17 protein-coding genes are annotated in these 19,251 nt (G+C 65.7%); 10 read left to right on the top strand and 7 right to left on the bottom strand.

The genetic code is table 11. From position 1 onward, the window contains the following. The 9 genes from AC07X4_RS21380 to AC07X4_RS21340 all read left to right on the top strand — a co-directional run. Positions 1–808, top strand: an 808-nt coding sequence (locus AC07X4_RS21380) for a crotonase/enoyl-CoA hydratase family protein (protein WP_494741244.1), incomplete at its 5' end; no start/stop codon positions are given. A 271-nt stretch (positions 809–1,079) separates the two neighbouring features. Further along, the gene (locus tag AC07X4_RS21375) at positions 1,080–1,544 is read left to right on the top strand and encodes a MarR family winged helix-turn-helix transcriptional regulator (RefSeq protein WP_099731384.1); all 465 of its coding nucleotides are present in this window, start codon (positions 1,080–1,082) and stop codon (positions 1,542–1,544) included. Between the two features lie 72 nt (positions 1,545–1,616). Then, positions 1,617–2,033: an organic hydroperoxide resistance protein gene (locus tag AC07X4_RS21370; protein WP_121943912.1), complete on the top strand. Its 417-nt coding sequence runs from the start codon at positions 1,617–1,619 to the stop codon at positions 2,031–2,033. A gap of 3 nt (positions 2,034–2,036) precedes the next feature. Then, the gene (locus tag AC07X4_RS21365) at positions 2,037–2,423 is read left to right on the top strand and encodes a DUF1304 domain-containing protein (RefSeq protein ID WP_063459367.1); all 387 of its coding nucleotides are present in this window, start codon (positions 2,037–2,039) and stop codon (positions 2,421–2,423) included. 134 nt (positions 2,424–2,557) lie between these two features. Beyond that, positions 2,558–3,316, top strand: coding sequence for a metallophosphoesterase family protein (locus AC07X4_RS21360; RefSeq protein WP_146870113.1), 759 nt, complete (start codon positions 2,558–2,560; stop codon positions 3,314–3,316). Between the two features lies 1 nt (position 3,317). After that, positions 3,318–4,757 carry a serine/threonine protein kinase gene (locus tag AC07X4_RS21355; RefSeq protein WP_494741243.1) on the top strand — a complete coding sequence of 480 codons (1,440 nt, stop codon included), beginning with the start codon at positions 3,318–3,320 and terminating at the stop codon, positions 4,755–4,757. 97 nt (positions 4,758–4,854) lie between these two features. Continuing rightward, positions 4,855–5,949 carry a DUF2855 family protein gene (locus AC07X4_RS21350; protein WP_494741242.1) on the top strand — a complete coding sequence of 365 codons (1,095 nt, stop codon included), beginning with the start codon at positions 4,855–4,857 and terminating at the stop codon, positions 5,947–5,949. A 44-nt stretch (positions 5,950–5,993) separates the two neighbouring features. Then, the gene (locus AC07X4_RS21345; RefSeq protein WP_494741241.1) at positions 5,994–7,052 is read left to right on the top strand and encodes a serine/threonine protein kinase; all 1,059 of its coding nucleotides are present in this window, start codon (positions 5,994–5,996) and stop codon (positions 7,050–7,052) included. A 164-nt stretch (positions 7,053–7,216) separates the two neighbouring features. Next, positions 7,217–7,963: a response regulator transcription factor gene (locus tag AC07X4_RS21340; RefSeq protein ID WP_056059686.1), complete on the top strand. Its 747-nt coding sequence runs from the start codon at positions 7,217–7,219 to the stop codon at positions 7,961–7,963. Between the two features lie 26 nt (positions 7,964–7,989). Here AC07X4_RS21340 and AC07X4_RS21335 read toward each other — a convergent pair whose 3' ends face one another. From AC07X4_RS21335 to AC07X4_RS21325, 3 genes are all read right to left on the bottom strand, one after another. Beyond that, a complete protein-coding gene (locus tag AC07X4_RS21335; RefSeq protein ID WP_494741240.1) occupies positions 7,990–8,607 on the bottom strand; it encodes an exosortase H-associated membrane protein in 618 nt (205 codons plus the stop codon). A gap of 26 nt (positions 8,608–8,633) precedes the next feature. Then, positions 8,634–9,239 (bottom strand): exosortase H, encoded by a 606-nt coding sequence (xrtH, locus tag AC07X4_RS21330; protein WP_108497111.1) that lies wholly within the window; start codon positions 9,237–9,239, stop codon positions 8,634–8,636. Between the two features lie 158 nt (positions 9,240–9,397). Continuing rightward, entirely contained in the window at positions 9,398–12,883 is a 3,486-nt protein-coding gene (locus tag AC07X4_RS21325; RefSeq protein WP_494741239.1) for an IPTL-CTERM sorting domain-containing protein, read from the bottom strand. 462 nt (positions 12,884–13,345) lie between these two features. On the opposite strand from AC07X4_RS21325, the gene AC07X4_RS21320 reads away from it, so the two are divergent. After that, a complete protein-coding gene (locus AC07X4_RS21320; RefSeq protein ID WP_395457871.1) occupies positions 13,346–13,654 on the top strand; it encodes a hypothetical protein in 309 nt (102 codons plus the stop codon). A gap of 143 nt (positions 13,655–13,797) precedes the next feature. Here AC07X4_RS21320 and htpG read toward each other — a convergent pair whose 3' ends face one another. The 4 genes from htpG to AC07X4_RS21300 all read right to left on the bottom strand — a co-directional run. Further along, positions 13,798–15,771, bottom strand: coding sequence for a molecular chaperone HtpG (gene htpG, locus AC07X4_RS21315; RefSeq protein WP_494741238.1), 1,974 nt, complete (start codon positions 15,769–15,771; stop codon positions 13,798–13,800). A 158-nt stretch (positions 15,772–15,929) separates the two neighbouring features. After that, entirely contained in the window at positions 15,930–16,865 is a 936-nt protein-coding gene (locus AC07X4_RS21310) for an exopolyphosphatase (RefSeq protein ID WP_099731391.1), read from the bottom strand. Positions 16,866–16,961: 96 nt separating this feature from the next. Beyond that, positions 16,962–18,263 carry an esterase/lipase family protein gene (locus AC07X4_RS21305; RefSeq protein WP_494741237.1) on the bottom strand — a complete coding sequence of 434 codons (1,302 nt, stop codon included), beginning with the start codon at positions 18,261–18,263 and terminating at the stop codon, positions 16,962–16,964. A gap of 42 nt (positions 18,264–18,305) precedes the next feature. Next, positions 18,306–19,251 (bottom strand): pseudouridine synthase (locus AC07X4_RS21300; RefSeq protein ID WP_494741236.1); only part of this gene is annotated, 946 nt, incomplete at its 5' end.

The following is a 19,251-nucleotide window of genomic DNA, read 5'->3' as shown; positions in this document are numbered from 1 at the left end:
CCCCCCCACCACGCCCCCGCCCGAGGGCAACATCGACACCCTGGTGCTCGGCCACGTGCTGCTGATCGGCATCAACCGCCCGGCCAAGCGCAACGGCTGGACGCCGCCCATGTTCCGCCAGCTGGCCGAGGCTTACACCCGCCTCGACGATGACCCCGAGTTGCGCGTCGGTGTGCTGCATGCCATGGGCGACCACTTCACGGCCGGACTGGACTTGCCCGCCGTGAGCGCCTACATGCAGCGCGGCGAAAAAGCCATCCCCGAAGGCCTGGTGGAGCCCCATAACTACGGCCTGCCCGGCTACCGGCGCCGCACCAAGCCCATGGTGGTGGCGGTCAAGGGCATCTGCTTCACAGTGGGCATCGAGCTGATGCTGGGCGCCGACATCGTGGTGGCGGCCGACAACTGCCGCTTCTCGCAGATGGAGGTGCAGCGCGGCATCATGGCCACAGGCGGCGCCACGCTGCGCATGGCCGAGCGCGCGGGCACGGGCAATGCGCTGCTGCACCTGCTGACGGCCGACGAGTTTGGCAGCGCCGAGGCGTACCGCCTGAACTTTGTGCAGAAAGTGGTGCCGGCTGGCCAGGAGCTGGACGAAGCCTTGGCGATTGCCCAGCGCATTGCCGCACAGGCGCCGCGCGCGGTGGTCGCCACTCGCCTGAATGTGCTCAAAGCCATCGAGCAAGGCCAGGCGGCTGCGGTGGCGGACTTCATCCCGGTGCAGAAGGAACTGGCCAACAGCGAGGATGCGGCCGAAGGCGTGCGCGCTTTTGTCGAGCGCCGGCCCGCGCAGTTCAGCGGGCGCTGAGGGCCTGGTGGTTCGTCGTCGCCCGAACCACTACATGCCAAATTGCAAGCCCAATCGACTGCTAGCGCATATGAATCATGCGCTAGCAGCTCTGCTATTGATAGCAGTTTCCCGAGGGTGAAGGGGGCACAGCTCCCCCACCTGCGCAAGCGGTACGCGCGAGTAGCACCGATGGCGCGGCGCCGCTCCCCCACCCACACAATCCCATCCATTAACAAAGTTTTTCACAATTCAATTGCACACAATTGAATTTGCACCCACAATTCACTCCATGCCCAGCCACAGCACACCCCACACTCCCAGCCCCGCCATCCTGCGGCTGGACAACCAGGTCTGCTTTGCGCTGTATTCCGCCTCGCTGGCGATGACCAAGCTGTACAAACCGCTGCTCGACCAGATCGGCCTGACCTACCCCCAGTACCTCGTGATGCTGGTGCTGTGGGAGCAGGATGGCGTGACCGTCTCCGAGCTGGGCGAGCGCCTGTTCCTCGACTCCGGCACGCTCACGCCGTTGCTCAAGCGCCTGGAGGCGCAGGGCCACATTGCCCGGTTGCGCGATGTGCAGGACGAGCGCCGTGTGCGCATCACCCTCACGTCGCAAGGCCGCGCGCTGCGCAACCAGGCCGAAGCCATTCCACCGTGCGTGCTGCAAAGCAGCCAGTGCTCGATTGCCGAGCTGACCACCTTGACCACCGAACTCAAGCAGCTGCGAGACCGGCTCAGCGAGCAACGCTGACGGTCTGCAGACGGCGCAAGAACCGATTCCCTCCACCGCCCGCCAGTGGGCAACAACCGCAAGGAAGACACCATGACCAAGCTCGAAAAAGTCCTGTACACCGCCAAGTCCCACGTGACCGGTGGCCGCGATGGCGCCGCCAAGACCGATGACGGCCGCCTGGACGTCAAGCTGTCCTCGCCTGGTACGTCCGGCACCGGCACCAACCCCGAGCAGCTGTTTGCCTCCGGCTACGCAGCGTGCTTCATCGGCGCGATGAAGGCTGTGGGTGGCAAGATCGGCATCCCCGTGCCCCAGGACGTGTCCATCGACGCCGAAGTGGACCTGGGCCCCATCCCGAACGCCTACGGCATCGCTGCCCGCCTTGCGATCAGCCTGCCCGGCCTGGACAAGGCCACGGCCCAGAAGCTGGTAGACGCAGCCCACCAGGTCTGCCCCTACTCCAACGCCACGCGCGGCAACATCGACGTGACCATCACGATCGTCTAAGCGATGGGCCGCCAGCTGCTTCCCCGCATCGCGGTGGCCCTGGTGGCCATCGAGCATGTGTACATCCTCGTGCTCGAAATGTTCTTCTGGAACAAGCCCCTGGGCATGAAGACCTTCAACCTGACCCAGGAGCTGGCCGACGCCACCACCACGTTGGCGGCCAACCAGGGGCTGTACAACGGTTTTCTGGCGGCAGGCCTGTTCTGGGGGCTGTTCACCGGCAACCGGGTGTTCAAGATCTTCTTCCTGGCCTGCGTGATCGTGGCCGGGGTATTTGGCGCCGCCACCGCAGCGCCCAAGATCTTCTTCAGCCAGGCGCTGCCCGCGATCATTGCGCTGGGCCTGGTGCTGGCGCTGGACAAAAAACCCGCCGCCCAGCGCAGCCTCTGAGCTACCAAAACCATAGCTGCCAGCGCTTGATCAACAAGCGCTGGCAGCTATTTTTTCTTTGAATCCACGCAGGTACTGCCGCCTGCAAGCTGCCATTCAGCCATGCGCGCGATGATGGGGTTGGAGACAACAACATGAAAATCGCCCTGCTGTCCGACATCCACGCCAACCGCCAGGCCCTGGACGCCTGCCTGCAACACGCCCGCGCACAGGGCGCCGAACAATTTGCGCTGCTGGGCGACCTGGTGGGGTACGGCGGCGAGCCCGTGGCCGTGGTGGAGCAGGTGCGCGACCTGGCCCAGCAAGGTGCCCTGTGTGTGCTGGGCAACCATGACGCCATGGCCCTGGCCCCGCCTGCCAACCCACGCAACCGCAGCGAGCTGGGAGCGCAATGGACGCACGACCAGCTCGGCAACAGCCACATCGCCTTTTTGCAGTCGCTGCCGCTCACGGCGCGGCTGGGCAGCAGCGCCTTGCTGGTGCACGCCAGTGCCGACATGCCCGCGCAGTGGCGGTATGTGGAGGACTCCAACGCCGCCGAGCGCAGCATGACTGCGGCCCAGGCCCTCGACCCCGCCATCCGCTACGTGTTCAGCGGCCATGTGCACGAGCAGGTGCTGTACTTCCTCACGCCCACCGCCAAGCTGATGCGCTTTGCGCCGGAGCCCGGCGTGCCCGTGCCCGTGCCGACACACCGCCAGTGGCTGGGCATTGTGGGCTCGGTGGGCCAGCCGCGCGACGGCGATGCACGCGCCATGTACGCGCTGTTCGACGACATCGCCAAGCAGATCACGTTCTACCGCGTGCCCTACGACCACCTGGCCGCCGCCGCCGCCATCCGCGCGGCGGGCCTGCCCGGCTTCTACGCCGATCGGCTCGAAAAAGGCCAGTGACATGAAACTGCTGGAACCCGGCACCGAGATCGACGGCTTCCGCGTGGTGGACTGCATCCACGCGGGCGGCATGGCCCACATCTACGCCGTGGAATACGCGCAGGCCGACCGCAGCCCCGGCTTTGCCATGGCGATGAAGATCCCGCGCATGACGGCGGGCGACGGGGCCGAGAACATCGTGAGCTTCGAGGTCGAGCTGCAGATCCTGCCCGTGCTCAGCGGCCCGCATGTGCCGCGTTTTGTGGCGGCGGGCGACCTGGTGCGTCTGCCCTACCTGATCATGGAATACATCCCCGGCCAGACGCTGCAGCACTGGCTGGACGAAGGGCCTTGCCGCTGCGACACAGCAACCATCGCCCGCCTGGGCGCGGCCACGGCGCGCGCCGCGCACAGCCTGCACCAGCAGAACGTGTGCCACCTGGACCTCAAACCTGCCAATGTGCTCGTCAAGGAAGACGGCACGGCCGTGCTGCTGGACTTTGGCCTCTCGTGCCACGCGCACTACCCCGACCTGCTGGCCGAGGAAATGCGCCAGGCCGTGGGCTCGCCCGCCTGGATTGCACCGGAGCAGGTGGTGGGGGTGCGCGGAGACCCGCGCAGCGATATCTTTGCCATCGGCGTGATGCTGTACGAGCTGGCCACTGGCGAGCTGCCCTTTGGCGCACCCACCACCAGCGGCGGCATGCGCCAGCGGCTGTGGATGACGCCCGCGCCGCCGCGCAAGCACCGGGCCGACATCCCGCCCTGGCTGCAGGAGGTCATCCTGCGCTGCCTGGAGCCCGAGGCCGCAAGCCGTTACCCCTCGGCCGCGCACCTGGCGTTTGACCTGTCCAACCCCGAGCAGGTACTCATCACCGAACGCGGCGAGCGCACCGAGCGCACGCCGCTGCGCACCCACCTGCGCCGCTGGCTGCGCGCAGCGGGCATGCACTACACCCCCAGCCCCCTGCCCTCGCAGCAGATCGAGGACACGCCCATCCTCATGGTGGCCGTACCCCATGCCGACGTGACGGACGCCACGCTGTATTCGCTGCGCCAGGCGGTGGCGCGCTCCCTGGGCATCCGCCCCGGCGCACGGCTGGCCTGCGTGACGGTGGTGTCGCCCGGCGCCAGCAGCACCAGCGACAGCGAGCGCAGCGAAACCACGTTGCACCGCCAGCACATGGCGCGCCTGCGCCAGTGGGCCCAAGGGCTGGACCTGACCGGCCATGCCGTGAGCTACCACGTGCTCGAAGCGGGCGACGTGGCCCAGGCGCTGGTGCGCTATGCGGCCAGCAACCACGTGAGCATGATGATCCTGGGCGCCGCCACCCACGGGCTGCAAACCCAGCGCTTTTTTGCCACGGTGCCCATGCGCGTGGCGCGCGATGCGCCCTGCACGGTCATCCTGGTCAAGCAGGCGCTGCCTTTCGAGCAACTGGCCCAGCCCACGGCGGACTGAGCCCGTCAGCATTCCGGCGCACCGCCACGCCGCGCACCTGTCGCCCAGGCGGCGCGCGCCGCTTGAGCGCGGGCACGCTTTGGTTTAGCGTCGCGGCATGAGCACCACCACCCTTCTCGTGCGCCAGGACCAGCTGGCCACCACCCGCCTGTTGACCACCGACGACACCCCGCTGGCCGAGGGCCAGGTCCGCGTGCGGGTCGAGTCGTTTGCCCTCACGGCCAACAACATCACCTATGCCGCGCTGGGCGACATGCTGAACTACTGGCAGTTCTTCCCCACCGGCGAGGCCGGCTGGGGCATCGTGCCCGTGTGGGGCTTTGGCACCGTGGTGCAGTCGCTGCACCCGGCCGTGGCGGTGAGCGAGCGGCTGTATGGCTACTGGCCCATGGCCAGCCAGGCCGTGCTGTCGCCCCAGCGTGTCAACCCCACGGGCTTCAGCGACGGCGCCCCGCACCGCGCGGGCCTGCATGCGGTCTACAACCACTACCTGCGCACCAGCACCGACGGGCTGTACCGCGCCGACAACGAGGACGTGCAGGCGCTGCTGCGGCCGCTGTTCATCACCTCGTGGCTCATCGACGACTTTCTGGCCGACCAGCAGTTCTTTGGCGCCAAGCGCATGCTGCTGTCCAGCGCGTCGAGCAAAACGGCCTACGGCACCGCCTTCCAGCTTGCACAGCGCGACGGCATCGAGGTCATTGGCCTCACCTCGCCCGGCAATGTGGCTTTTTGCGAAAGCCTGGGCTGCTACAGCCGCGTGGTCACCTACGACGCACTGGACCAGATCGACGGCGCCACACCCAGCGTCTACATCGACTTTGCGGGCAGCGTGGGCCTGCGCCAGCGCATGCACGCCCACTTCACGGGCCTGGCCTACAGCTGCTCGGTGGGCGCCAGCCACGTGCAGGACCTGGGTGGCGCAGGCCAGTTGCCCGGTCCGCGCCCGGTGATGTTCTTTGCGCCCGCCCAGGTCAAGAAGCGCCACGCCGACTGGGGCGCCCAGGGCCTGAACGACCGCCTGGTGGCGGCGTGGAACCAGTTCAGCGCCGCCGTGTCGTCGGGGCCACAGCCCTGGCTGGTGGTGCAGCGCCATGCGGGCCCCCAGGCCACGCAAACCCTGTTCGCCAGCGTGCTGGCGGGCAGCGGCGACCCGCGTGCGGGGCATATCGCGACGATGCTGCCCGCTTAAAGCCCGCAACCCGGCGGCCAAGGGCATGGCGGCGACAATGGGGCATGACCCCATTGCCCCCCGATACCGCTACCAACCCCGCCAACGACCAGCACCCCTACGCCCGCCTCACCCCCGACCAGGTGCTGGACGCACTGGCTGGCGTGGGCCTGTACGGCGATGGCCGCCTCATGGCCCTGTCGTCGTACGAAAACCGGGTGTACCAGGTCACGCTGGAAGACGGCGAGCGCGTGGTGGCCAAGTTCTACCGCCCAGGCCGCTGGAGCGAGGCGCAGATCCTCGAAGAACACGCCTTTGCCGCCGAGTTGATGGCCGCCGAGGTGCCCGCCGTGGGCCCGGTGGTGTTGAACGGCACCACCCTGCACCAGCACGATGGCTTTGCGTTCTCCGTCAGCCCCTGGCGCGGCGGGCGCCAGCCCGAGCTGGACGACTTTGAAGTGCTGGAATGGATCGGCCGCTTTCTGGCCCGCATCCACACCGTGGGCGCCGCCCAGCCCTTTGCACACCGGCCCACGCTGGACCTGGCCACCTTCGGCACGGCATCGCGCGACTGGCTGCTGATGAACGAGATCATTCCGCTCGACATGCAAGCCGCCTGGAAGGCACAGTGCGACAAAGCTCTTGATTTGATAGCTGCCAGCGCATATTCCACTAGCGCTACAGGCCAATTTGGCTTGAATAATGCCACCATGATCCGCCTGCACGGCGACTGCCACCCCGGCAACATCCTCTGGACCCCGCTGGATGAATGGGGCCGCGGCGGCCCGCACTTCGTGGATCTGGACGACGCGCGCATGGGTCCGGCCGTGCAGGATCTATGGATGCTGCTGTCGGGAGACCGGCGCCAGCGCACCCACCAGCTCGGCGCCCTGATCGACGGCTACGAGCAGTTCCGCAGCTTCGACCGCCGCGAGCTGGCACTCATCGAACCGCTGCGCACCTTGCGCCTGATCCACTACAGCGCCTGGCTCGCGCGCCGCTGGCAAGACCCGATCTTCCCGGTGAACTTTCCCTGGTTTGGCAGCAGCGACTACTGGCGCGGGCAGGTGGACATGCTGATCGAGCAGATCGAGGCGATGGAGGAAGAACCGCTGGTGGCCTGACAAGGCGGACCGGGCGCGGACAGGCCCCACCAGCGCAGGCCAGGCCATTGCAAACGATTGTCAACCCCTGCGCACAGCTGCCCGATGTGGGGCACCATCAAGGCACCTCTTCCCCAAAGAGGTGTTTCTTTGATTTCACGGCCCCCGGCCCAGAGCCCACCACCATGCGCATCGCAGTCCTTGACGACGACCTTCTCCTGCTGGAGCAGATCAAGGGCACCCTGGAATGCCACCACCATGTGTGCCACACCTACGCCGACGGCACCAGTCTGCTGAAGGCCCTGCGGCACGACACCTTCGACCTGCTGATCGTCGACTGGCACCTGCCGGACATGGAGGGCACCGAGGTCGTACAGACCGTGCGCGACATGAGCGGCATGCAGTTGCCCATCCTGTTCATCACCCGCCGCAACGATGAACGCGACGTGGTCGAAGCGCTCTCGCGCGGTGCCGACGATTTCATGAGCAAGCCCCTGCGCATGGGCGAACTCGTGGCCCGCATCACAGCGCTGCTGCGCCGCGCCTACCCCGAAAGCATGGGCGCCCGCATGACCTTCGGCGCCTACTGTTTTGACGCCGATAAGCGCTCTCTGAGCGTGCACGGCCAACCCATCGAACTCAAGCACCGCGAGTACGAACTGGCCCTGTTCATGTTCCGTAACGCCGGGCGCCTGCTGTCCCGCACCCACCTGCGCGAAGCCGTCTGGGGCGACAGCGCCGAAACCCCCTCGCGCTCGCTCGACACCCACATGTCACGCCTGCGCACGAAGCTGGAGCTGACCGAGAACAACGGCTACACGATCTCAGCGATTTATGGGATGGGGTACCGGCTGGATCCTGTGGGCGCACCAGCCCTCCACCGCGCCCCTGGGCAGCAACGCGCCGCGACCACCGAAACACTGTCAGGGTAGTGGCCGGCAGTGCCCGCTGGCCAGGCTCAAGGCGAGGACGTGGCAGGCGGCAGCGACTCGCGCCAGCTGCGGATCAGCACGTCATTCACAAATTTGCGGTCCATCCACAGCCACAGCAGGATAGGCACCAGCGTAGGCAGCACCAGAGAGCTCAGCTGGTAGCCATACACAATGGCCTCCATTTGCCACTGGGACACCCTCAGCAGGCGGATGTCGGCCTGGGCGGCCAGCACCATTTGCATCAGGGCGCTCATCGTCAGGCTGAATGCCTGGAACGGTAGCAGCAAGGCATACCCTGCAGCCGCACGGCACAGGCGCCCCCGGCCTCGGGCCGCCAGAAGCAGCGCAATGAAGATCGGCAGCCCGTAGGCGTAGCGTGCTGTGCTGACATCGATGGTGATCTCCCCGCGTCGCCCGCCCGCGTCGGGAACAGGCACGGAGATCGCGGTATCCACCTCCATGGTGCCCGGCGACAGATGCACCTGCCGCACCCACATCGGCGCACTCTGCTCCAGCGCCATGTGCGAAAGCGCCCCCACGGGGTAGGAAGTCCATGCGGACACCTGCGACCACACAGTCGTCAGGGCCACGATCCACCCGAAGGCAGACAGCATGAAGATCGTCAAGGGAGATAGTCGGCGCATGGGCAGTCCGTTCCTTCGCTTTCGGCTCATCGCACGGGCGGCGACAGGTCCAGAGACGCGCTCACCAGCGGGTCGGCAGGCTTTGGAGAGACTGCGGAGTACGCCGGGGGCGCAGGTGGATCTTCAGGCGGCGATGGAGGCCCGGACGCTTCCTGCGACTTGCTGCCTGCGCGCACCCAGAGCAGCCAGACAACCAGCACGTCCAGCATGATGAGTGCCTGCCACAGGTACTCGTGCGCAAAGTTGAACACTTGCGTGTTCCACTGCCCGAGGTAGAAAAGACTGATCACCCGCACCACGTTGAGCCCTTGCACCGCCAGAAAGCCGACCAAAAGGCCCACCAGCTTGTGGCGCCAGGACGAGGGGAACGCCATCACGGCAGCAAACAGCACGATGCAGGCTTCGATGCCGTTGCATCCGGGCTCGATCGAAACACCAAAGCCGGTCGCGGTGTTCCAAAGCACCTTGCCCGCCGCCGCAGCGGTTTCGTCAAACAGCATGACCAACGCCACGCAGGCGCGCGCCAGCAACTCCGTCCACGGAAGAACCACATGCTGCTGTACCACGCCCAGCATGTTGATGCCAAAAAGGGAAAGCTGAAGCAGTACAAAGGTCAGAAAAAAACGCAGCATGGAACTCTTGGACAACAAAGCTGCCTGTAAAGATTCAGGCGAAGCTTCCATTATCGACAAACAAAAAAGCGGCCAGCACGCCTTGGTGCGTGCTGGCCGACACCAGCCGGAGCGCTTCGCAGATGTGCGAAGCGCCGAGGGGGACTACTGCGAAGCGGTCAGCGACGACGCCCCCGTGCCGCCTGCCCCCAAGCCATCATGCCCAGCAGGGTGGACAGGATGATCAGCCCCCACTCCGACAAGGTTGGAATGCTGCTGGTCCCGCTGGGCGGCACCGACACCGTGGTGGTGGTGGTGCTGGAGTTGTTGCCGGGATTGGTGTCACCCGGCGCATCCAGCGTGGCTGTGTTGACCAGCGGACGTGCGCCGGTATAGGGCGATGCCAGCGCTGTCACCAGCGTGAAGGTCCGCGAAGCCCCCACTGCCAGGGGCCCGATCGCGCACCGCACTGTGCCTGCCGCATTCACGCAGCCAACGGCCGAGACAAAGCTCACCCCCGCAGGCAGCACATCCACCACTTGTGCGCCATCGCTGGCCAGAGGGCCGTTGTTGGTGACCGTCAGTGTGTAGTTGAGCGATGCGCCAGGCGCCAAAGGCCCCACAGGTGCTGACTTGACCAGGGCCAGATCGGTCGCCACGGTAAAGCGGCGCGCAGTGGTGTCATGCGTGACCACGTTGTTGGCCAGGGTGGTTTCCGTCTCGTCCACGGTCACGCTGGCCCGGTTGAAGGCCGTGCCGCTGGTGGCACCCGCCACCGTGAGCGTCTCCGCACGCATGGCATAGGTCACCGTTGCCGTCTGGCCACTGTTAAGGCCTGGGAAAACGCAGCGCAGCGTGCCACTGGTAGCGCCCACGGTCGGCTCGGTACACACGCCCCCCGCATTCACGGTCAACGCACCTTGGTAGCTGAACGTCGCGGTCGGCGCCGAGCCTGGGGCCGGGAAGATGTCCGTCATCACCACATTGGTCCCATAGGAAGGTCCGCTGTTGTTGATGGTGATGGTGTAGGTGGTCGGTTGCCCCAGGTCCACCGGGTCGGCGCTGTCCACCTTGTTCACCAGGATATCGAGCTGTGCGGCCGTGACGGGTGTCGTGGTCGTTGCGCTGTTGTTGCTTGTGTTGGACTCGGCAGTGGCAGTGGTTGCAGCGATGCTGTTGACGACGTTGCTGCCCGCAGCGTTGCCCAGGGGCCGCATGCGATAGGTGGCCGTCTGCTGCGAGCCCGCCGTGATGCTCGTCCAGGTGCAGGTGAGGGTTCCTCCGACGGTGCCCGCCGTGATCGGCGAGCAGGATCCACCGCCGCTGACGGTGACCAACTCGATGAAGGCGGCGTTGGAGGGCAAGGTGTCCACCATCTGCACCGTTTGCGCGGTGGACGGCCCGGTGTTTCCGATCGTCGCCACGAAGGTGATCGGTGCTCCGGCAGCCACGGAGGCGGGGGTCGCGGTCTTGGCAGCCGTGACATCCACCAGGGCGGTGACCTGGCTGGTCACGCTGCCGCTGTTGTTGGATTGATCAGGATCGCCCACATCGGTGGACCGCACGGTGGCCGTGTTCGTGCGATTTCCGGTAGCTGCGATATTGGGACGTACCACCAGGGTCACCGTCGCTTGTGCACCTGCTGCCAGGGTGCCCAGAGAACAGCTCAGGTTCTGCGAAGTCCCGTTGGTCACCCCGTTGGGCGTGCAAGAGCCCTGCGAGGCTGTAGCAGACTGAAAGCCCCCCGTATTGACCAGGCTGGCCAACGTGTCCGACACCACCACATTGGTGGCCGTTGCAGGGCCCAGGTTCTCCACGGTGATGACATAGGTCAGGTTCTCGCCGGCCACCACGGTGGTGGGCGACGCCGTTTTAGACACCACCCGCAGATCGGCCTGCGTTGCGGTCGATGTGACGCCGACCCCCGCACAGTTGTTGGCGGCATTGCTGTCCACCCGTACGCCTGCCCCCAGGGCCACGCAGGCGTTGTTGGTGGCCGTACCGGTGCCGGTCAGCATGGCAGAGACGGTGACCACAGGCGCGTCGGTGTTGGCCGACAACGCAGTGGAGCGAGAGCAGTTCCATGCACCAGGCCCTGCAAACGGCAAAGCATCGCAGGTCCATCCGGTCGCGCTGACGAGGGTGTTGAGGGTGACCCCCGCCGGAACCTGGTCTGTGATGGTGATGGTCTGGCCCGCCGGGATGGCCAAGGGGCCGGTGTTGCGTGCTGTCAGTGTGTAGTTGAATGGCTGGTTGGGCACCACCGGGTTGATGCTCGCCGTTTTGGTCAACCGCATGTCTGCGTCGTTGCTGGACGTGACATTGGCCGTGGCGCTGTTGTTGCCAGGCACAGGGTCGGGCAGCGCGGTGCTGACACCCGCCGTGTTGCTCAACACCCCGGTGTTATCCGCCGTGGCTGTCACGGTAATCGCGGGCATGTTGCTGAAGTTGGCGCCCGTGTACTCTGACCGGGTGCAGGTGATGGTGGCATCACATGTCCATCCGGAGCCCGTCGCAGAAACAAAGGTCAACCCCGCCCCCAAGGTGTCGGTCACCGTGACGACCTGCCCCACCAGCGACATGCCGCCATTGAGGCGGGGCGTCAGGGTGTACACCACGTTGGCACCCTGCGCCACGTTGGAACTGGCGGCCGTCTTGGTGACCGACACATCCGCTCCAGCGTTGGAGGCCACATCTACAGTGACCGTGTTGTTGGTCAAATCCCCATCCGGCATGGTCGCGCTGTCTGGCTTGCGGCCAGCCACGGCAAATGCGGCAGTCACGGTGCCGTTCACATTGGACACAGCAGGTACGGTCACCACCGAGGTGGTGGCACCATTCGCCAAGGTGCCCGAGCGGGTACAGCTCACGTTGCCACTGCTCAGCGGATAGCCGCTGGACGGCGTGCACGACCAACCACTGCCCGAGGGTGCTGCGGTGATCAAAGCCCCGGCAGGCACGGTGAAGCTAATGCTCTGGCTGCCATCTGCCGCGTCCGGCCCCTGGTTGGTAGCCTGCAATGCGTAGCTGTAAGCTTGGCCTGCATTCACGCTGGCAACAGACGGAACTGCAGACACCGAAAGGTCAGCCGCTTGCGTGGCCGTTGTGGCCTGGATGCTGTTGACGTTATTGCTGGCGTTGGGGTCTGCGGTGGTGCTGCCCGCCGTGGCGGTGTTGGTCCACACCCCGGCCGAAGGCAAGCGCACGCGCACTGTCACCGTTTGATTGGCATTGAACGGAATGTCGCCCAAGGCGCAACTGACCGTGCCGCCAGCCTGGTTGCAGGTGCCTGCGGTGGTGTTCACATCAATGAAGACGGAACCTGCGGGCAAGGTGTCTGTCAACGTGACACCCACCGCCCCATTGGGTCCGTTGTTGTCGATGCGCAGCGTGTACGTGAAGATGCCGCCAGCTGGCCCCGGGTCCGGAGAGTCTGCGTGGTTCACCACCAGGTCCGCAGACTGCGCCAGGGCAGCGCCCGCGACCAATCCATTCGCCAGCAACAGCCAGCCAAACCGGCGCAAGGCGCGGGATGCCCGGCGGGATTTCTCCGCCCAGCGTTGATGGCGCATGCCCTGCCCGGGCGGCGTAGTACCGTCAAATTCCTGCATCTGTCTACTGGGCGGATGCGCGCCCACAAAGAGGCGCGACAACGGATTGAACATAGTTGGTCCTGAAGTGATGAACAGCTCAAGTTTTTGGCCACGCCGCAACCTCACCAGCCCCTTTTCGGGTTGGTAAAAATCGGTGTGAGGGGAGACCGCGAAGACGCCCAGCCTTGGTGGCTGAAGCAGCACTCGAATCTATCCACGAAACAGGCGCATTGCTGCGAGGCAACAATCGTTAACCATTGCGTAACGCAATGCGTATCGTTCGCACCACTCGCTCGTAGGGCTGTGGTGTTCAACTCGGCGGAAGAAGGCGCGGCCCTTGGCTTCCTTGGCCCGCGCAAGCCATCAGGGCTTCAATGATTCGCGCGTTGGAGCGCAGGGCATTCCGCGCACGCCAACGCAGTGAACTCCGCTGCGGACAGCAGCGTTGTGCGGCGTTATGCAAGGCCCGTGAGGCTTGAGCAAAGCCAACACGGTGGGCTATGCTGCACCCTATCAACACGCCCCCCCCCGCCCATGAAGGACTGGATACGCAACGTTTTTTCGATCCGACAGGCACGCCGCCCCGCGCCGGTGGGGCAGGTGCCTGCGGTCGGCACGGACATCCAACGGGAGGCGCTGAAGATGGCGGTCACCCATCGGATTTCGGGGGAGTTGTGGGACTGGATGGTGCTCTCCGGCTGGCGCAATCTACCGGTGGCAACCGACCGGCGTCGCGGCATGCGGCTACCCGATGAGGCCCTCAAGACTTTGATGGATGCAGACCCACAAGAGCGCAACCAGGTGCATGCGCGGCTGCTGGAGCAGGCTCAGCCGCCGGAGTGAGCTGACCCCGCAGCGGCCAAAGAAAAACCCCGGGCGCTGCCCAGCCCCGGGGTTTCACTTTGAATGGTTTCACAGCCCCTATTCAAGCACGGTGAAAGCAGATTTCGCCTCGGGGGCGCACCCGCCCACCACCTGCGAGAACCTCAGGCCAGCAGCGCGTTCACGCGCTTGACGTACGCCGCAGGGTCTTCTGGCAAGCCGCCTTCGGCCAGCAGGGCCTGGTCGAACAGGATGTGCGCCAGGTCATGGAAGTGCACGCTGCCGTCGAGCTTCTTGACCAGCGCGTGCTCGGCATTCACCTCCAGCACGGGCTTGGTCTCGGGCGCCTGCTGGCCGGCCTGCTTGAGCATGCGCGCCAGCTGGGTGCTCATGCCGTCGTCCTGCACCACCAGGCAGGCGGGCGAGTCGACGAGGCGGGTGGTCACGCGCACGTCTTCGGCCTTGTCCTTCAGGGCTTCCTTGAGCTTGGCGAGCACGGGCTTGAACGCCTCGGCAGCCTCTTCAGCGGCCTTCTTCTCGGCCTCGTCCTGCAGCTTGCCCAGGTCCACGGCGCCCTTGGCCACGCTTTGCAGCGGGGTGCCGTCAAACTCGTGCAGGTAGTTCAGTGCCCACTCGTCCACGCGGTCGGTCATCAGCAGGACCTCGATGCCCTTTTTCTTGAAGACTTCGAGCTGTGGACTGTTCTTGGCAGCAGCCAGGGTGTCGGCAGTGATGTAGTAAATCGCCTCCTGGCCTTCCTTCATGCGGGCCTTGTAATCGGCAAAACCGACCGTCACGGCGTCGCTGGTGGTGGATGCAAAACGCAGCAGCTTGGCCAGGCGCTCGCGGTTGCCAAAATCTTCGCCCAGGCCTTCTTTCAGCACGGCGCCAAACTCGGCGTAGAACGCGGTGTACTTGCCTTCCTTGGCTTTGTCGTCGGCATCCACCACGTCGGTCACGCCGTCGGCGCCCGCTGCGGTGTCGTGCCTGTCGTGCTTGGCCAGGTCTTCCAGCATCGAGAGCACGCGCTTGGTGGACCCTTCGCGGATGGACCGCACGTCACGGCTTTCCTGCAGCAGCTCGCGACTCACGTTCAGCGGCAGGTCGGCCGAGTCGATCACACCCTTGACGAAGCGCAGGTAGGTGGGCATCAGCGCTTCGGCGTCGTCCATGATGAACACACGCTTCACATACAGCTTCACGCCAGCCTTCTTGTCGCGGTTCCACAAATCGAACGGCGCCTTGGCGGGGATGTACAGCAGCTGCGTGTATTCGGTGTTGCCTTCCACGCGGTTGTGCGCCCAGGTCAGTGGGGCTTCGTGATCGTGGCTGATGGTCTTGTAGAACTCGGCGTACTGCTCGTCGGTGATGTCCTTCTTGGGACGCGTCCACAGGGCGCTGGCCTTGTTGATGGTTTCCCACTCGCCCGTCTTGACCATGCCGCCGGGCTGGCGGCCACCGTTTTCGTCGTTGGGGTTGATCAGCTCGCCGTCTTTCCACTCTTCCTTTTCCATCAGGATGGGCAGGCTGATGTGGTCGGAGTATTTGGCGATGACCTGCTTGAGCTTCCAGGCGTTGAGGTATTCCTCGGCGTCGTCGCGCAGGTGCAGGATGATGCTGGTGCCGCGCTGGGCGCGGGTGATGGTTTCCACCTCAAAGTCGCCCGTGCCGCCACTGATCCAGCGCACGCCTTCTTCGGCCTTCAGGCCCGCACGGCGGGATTCCACCGTGATCTTGTCGGCCACGATGAAGCCGGAGTAGAAGCCCACGCCGAACTGGCCGATGAGCTGGGCGTCCTGCTTCTGGTCGCCCGAGAGCTTGCCCATGAAGTCCTTAGTGCCGCTCTTGGCAATCGTCCCCAGGTGGTCGATGGCCTCTTGTTGGCTCATGCCGATGCCGTTGTCGGTGATGGTCAGCGTCTTGGCGGCCTTGTCGAAGGTCACGCGCACTTCGAGGTTGGGGGCGTCTTCAAAAAGGGCGGCATTGTTGAGGCCCTCAAAACGCAGCTTGTCACAGGCGTCCGACGCGTTGGAGATCAACTCGCGCAGGAAGATTTCCTGGTTGGAATACAGCGAATGGGTAACCAGGTGCAGCAGCTGGGCCACTTCGGCCTGGAACGACAGGGTTTGCTTGCTCATGGAGGGGTTCTCTCTATGGAAATCGGTCTGAACGAATACGAATGGGATCGGCACAAAAAATCACGCCTGCCGAACCAGCAGGCGTGATGTAGGGGCGTGCGCCCGTTTTTCAAGGGCCAGGCATGGCGGTCGTTGACCGCCCGGCCGGGCCTCAGTGCTCAGCCGTCGGTGGTGATGCGCTCGATCAGCGTCTTGAGCATGGTGTCGGCCTTGTCGTTGGCCACCTGGCAGGTGCCCGCCGCCGCGTGGCCGCCGCCGCCAAACTCCAGCATCAGGTTACCCACGTGGGTCTTGCTGCTTCGGTCCAGAATGGACTTGCCGGTGGCAAACACCGTGTTCTGCTTCTGCAGGCCCCACATCACGTGGATGGAGATGTTGCACTGTGGAAACAGCGCATAGATCATGAACCGGTTGGTGGCCCAGATGGTTTCCTCGTCGCGCAGGTCCAGCACCACTAGGTTGCCGATGCGAATGGCACAGCTTTGCAGCTGGGCCTGGGCTTTGGGGGCGTGCTCGCGGTACAGGTTGACGCGCTCTTGCACATCGGGCAGCGCCAGGATCTCGTCGATGGTGTGGTCGCGGCAATACTGGATCAGATCCATCATCAGCGCATAGTTGCTGATGCGGAACTCCCGAAAACGCCCCAGGCCCGTGCGCGAGTCCATGAGGTAGTTCAGCAGCACCCAGCCCTGGGGGTTGAGGATGTCGTCGCGTGAATACTGCGCCGAGTCGGCCTGGTCCACGGCGGCCATCATCTCGTCGGTGATGCGCGGGAACGCGGCCTTGCCCCCATAGTGGTTGTAGACCACGCGCGCGGCCGAGGGGGCGTGGGCCTCGATGATGTGGTTCTCGTCGCGGCGACCAGAGTTGCGGATGGTTTCGGACTCGTGGTGGTCGAACACCAGGTGCGCACCCGGCACGTAGGGCAGGTTGGTGGTGATATCGCGGCTGGTGATAGGCACCTTGCCGTCCTGCATGTCCTTGGGGTGGACAAAAGTGATCTCGTCGATCAGGTTCAGCTCATTGAGCAGCACCGCGCAGACCAGGCCGTCAAAGTCACTGCGGGTCACCAGGCGGTATTTCGCATCACTCACTAAATTCTCCTTGTTACGTAGCGCACCGCGACATGGTAGCCGCGCCCCGGCCCCTGGCAAGCGCCGCCTGCGTCAAAAAGCAGGCCGCCCAGGTACTCATACCTGCATCCATTCCTGAAGCTGCCGGGCCACGCCCGCGTCTGCCAGCAAATCCAGGTGGCCCAGGCGGTAGAACACCGCCTGCCGGGGCTTGGCAAAGCCCAGCGTCCTCTCGGGATCATCGTGGATGCCCAGCGCACTGTGCAAGGGCACCAACCCGTCCCCCACCAGCCGCTCGCCCACCGGGCTGCGCCGCGCAGCCAGGGTGGCCGCCACCGCGTGGCACGCCACGGCGGAAGGCAGCGGCACCGGGGTGCGCTGGTCGGGGCTTTTGCGAAAGCGATCGCGCCCCTGCCAGTCCGTATCGAGCACATGGCCGTAGCGCAGGTCGGTGATGCCCGCACTGCGCAACTGGGCCAGGCGGGCAAAGGGGCGTGAGTACGCGGTGCTGCCCAGCAGCACATCCACCCAGTGGCCCGCGCGCTCCAGGGGCGCGCCGTGGTGCGGGGTGCCCAGAAAAACCAGGTGGCGCAGCCGGGGCAGCCAGCCGCCGGAGCCTGCCGGGGCCTGTGCGGCATGGTGACAGGCGCTGCGCGCCACCAGCCCACCCATGCTGTGGGCCAGGATGGACAGCTCCGTCACCGGCACGGGCCACGAAGCCACCAGGGATGCAAGCAGGGCCGATAACTCGGCCCCGTTGGTGGATGTGTGCTGGCCGGTGTTGTAGCGCAGGTAGACAGGGGTGTAGCCCAAGGCCTCGGCCAGATGGGCGCCATGGTCGTGGCCATGGCGCAGCCACTGCAGGTCGTTCATGCACAGGCCATGCACCAGTACCAGAAGCTTGCCCGTGGCGGCACCCGGTGCAGCCAGCGCGCGCAAGTCCAGGGGCAGACCCTGCTGGTACCAGCCCATCTGCGTGCACAGCGGGTTGCCGTCGCGTTGCAGGCGGTCGCCCATCACGCCGTTGAGCGCGGCGATGACCGCCTCGCGCTCCCAATGCACTGCGTCGGATGGCGTGGCCGGAGCAAAAAACGGTTCCAGCCGCGCCAGCCCGGCCTGCAGGCCCGCATCCACCAGCTGCGTTACCCCCCGGATGCTTTGGTACACCAACCCGGTCAGCCCCCGCGTACGACCCGGCTGGGCACCGCCCGGCAGCCCCAGCGTGCCCAGCACCGACTGGTGTACCCCCTCGGCCACCCGGCTGATGCCGGTGGTGGCCTGCGCCGCCAGGCGCGCCACACCGCGCAGGTCGGACGCCCGCAACTGACGCAGCGGGTTGGCGTTCGCCGCAGTGGCGCCGTCGACCGGAGGGGCAGAAGCAGCAGGCTTGCGCAGCCGGGGTGTGGACGGTGGGGGCATGAAAGGGCTCCGTTTAAAAAGTGTCAGGGAGCCCGCAGGCTCTCAGAACCGCTCGTTGGGCGACAGATAGCGCCACTGCCCCACCGGCAGGTTGCCCAGGGTCACGCGGCCGATGCGGATGCGCTTGAGACCCACCACCTTGAGCCCCACCAGTTCGCACATGCGGCGGATCTGGCGTTTTTTGCCCTCGGTGAGCACAAACCGCAGCTGCTCGGGGTTTTGCCAATCGACCTTGGCGGGCTTGAGCGGTTCGCCGTCCAGGCTCAGGCCATGGCGCAGGCGTTCCAGCAACTCTCTGGGAAACACCGCCTGCACATTGGTGCTGACCGGGTCACGCTCGTCGATTTCCTGCAGCGGCGCGGAGCGCTCACCGGGGTGGCGTGTAACCGCCTGACCGGGGGCCTGGTAGACCACGCGCACCAGGTACTCCTTTTCCATCTCGGAGTCCTCGCCAATGATCTGCCGGGCCACGCGGCCGTCCTGGGTCAGCACCAAGAGGCCCACCGAGTCGATATCGAGCCGCCCGCAAGGTGCCAGGCCCCGCAGCTGCGGCGGAGAGAAGCGGTTGCGGCTGGGGTCATCGCGCCAGTGGGTGCGAGGGTTGATCAGCGCCACGGCGGGCGTGTGACCGTCCTCGGCCTGGCCGCTCACATAGCCAATGGGCTTGTTCAGCAGGATGGTGACGCGCTGCTCCTGGAAACCCTGGGCAATCTTGTCCACCTCGATGCGGTCGGCCGCCGTGACCTGCTGGCCCATGGTCGCCACCACGCCGTTGACCTTGACCCAGCCCTGCTCCACCCAGTCGTCGGCCTCGCGGCGCGAGCACAGGCCCAGCTCAGCCATGCGCTTGTTCAGGCGCGAGGTGGGCAAGCCCCCCACGGTGCTGGTGGCAGGCGCAGGCACCTGGCGCACGGGCGCCACAAAGGCGCCTGACGCGACGCGGTAGCTGGACGGCGCTGGAGCGCGGGAGGGACGGGGGGCCCTGGGT

This window comes from Acidovorax sp. GW460-11-11-14-LB4 (genome assembly GCF_059423685.1).
Note: the sequence above shows the minus strand (reverse complement) of the source record. Positions and strands in the feature narration are given on the sequence as shown.

Bases quoted from the DNA above. Each gene is read 5' to 3' on its own strand.
- AC07X4_RS21375 (WP_099731384.1), top strand. From the start codon at position 1,080: ATGCCCAGCCACAGCACACCCCACACTCCCAGCCCCGCCATCCTGCGG.
- AC07X4_RS21370 (WP_121943912.1), top strand. From the start codon at position 1,617: ATGACCAAGCTCGAAAAAGTCCTGTACACCGCCAAGTCCCACGTGACC.
- AC07X4_RS21365 (WP_063459367.1), top strand. From the start codon at position 2,037: ATGGGCCGCCAGCTGCTTCCCCGCATCGCGGTGGCCCTGGTGGCCATC.
- AC07X4_RS21360 (WP_146870113.1), top strand. From the start codon at position 2,558: ATGAAAATCGCCCTGCTGTCCGACATCCACGCCAACCGCCAGGCCCTG.
- AC07X4_RS21355 (WP_494741243.1), top strand. From the start codon at position 3,318: ATGAAACTGCTGGAACCCGGCACCGAGATCGACGGCTTCCGCGTGGTG.
- AC07X4_RS21350 (WP_494741242.1), top strand. From the start codon at position 4,855: ATGAGCACCACCACCCTTCTCGTGCGCCAGGACCAGCTGGCCACCACC.
- AC07X4_RS21345 (WP_494741241.1), top strand. From the start codon at position 5,994: ATGACCCCATTGCCCCCCGATACCGCTACCAACCCCGCCAACGACCAG.
- AC07X4_RS21340 (WP_056059686.1), top strand. From the start codon at position 7,217: ATGCGCATCGCAGTCCTTGACGACGACCTTCTCCTGCTGGAGCAGATC.
- AC07X4_RS21335 (WP_494741240.1), bottom strand. From the start codon at position 8,607: ATGCGCCGACTATCTCCCTTGACGATCTTCATGCTGTCTGCCTTCGGG.
- xrtH (WP_108497111.1), bottom strand. From the start codon at position 9,239: ATGCTGCGTTTTTTTCTGACCTTTGTACTGCTTCAGCTTTCCCTTTTT.
- AC07X4_RS21325 (WP_494741239.1), bottom strand. From the start codon at position 12,883: ATGTTCAATCCGTTGTCGCGCCTCTTTGTGGGCGCGCATCCGCCCAGT.
- AC07X4_RS21320 (WP_395457871.1), top strand. From the start codon at position 13,346: ATGAAGGACTGGATACGCAACGTTTTTTCGATCCGACAGGCACGCCGC.
- htpG (WP_494741238.1), bottom strand. From the start codon at position 15,771: ATGAGCAAGCAAACCCTGTCGTTCCAGGCCGAAGTGGCCCAGCTGCTG.
- AC07X4_RS21305 (WP_494741237.1), bottom strand. From the start codon at position 18,263: ATGCCCCCACCGTCCACACCCCGGCTGCGCAAGCCTGCTGCTTCTGCC.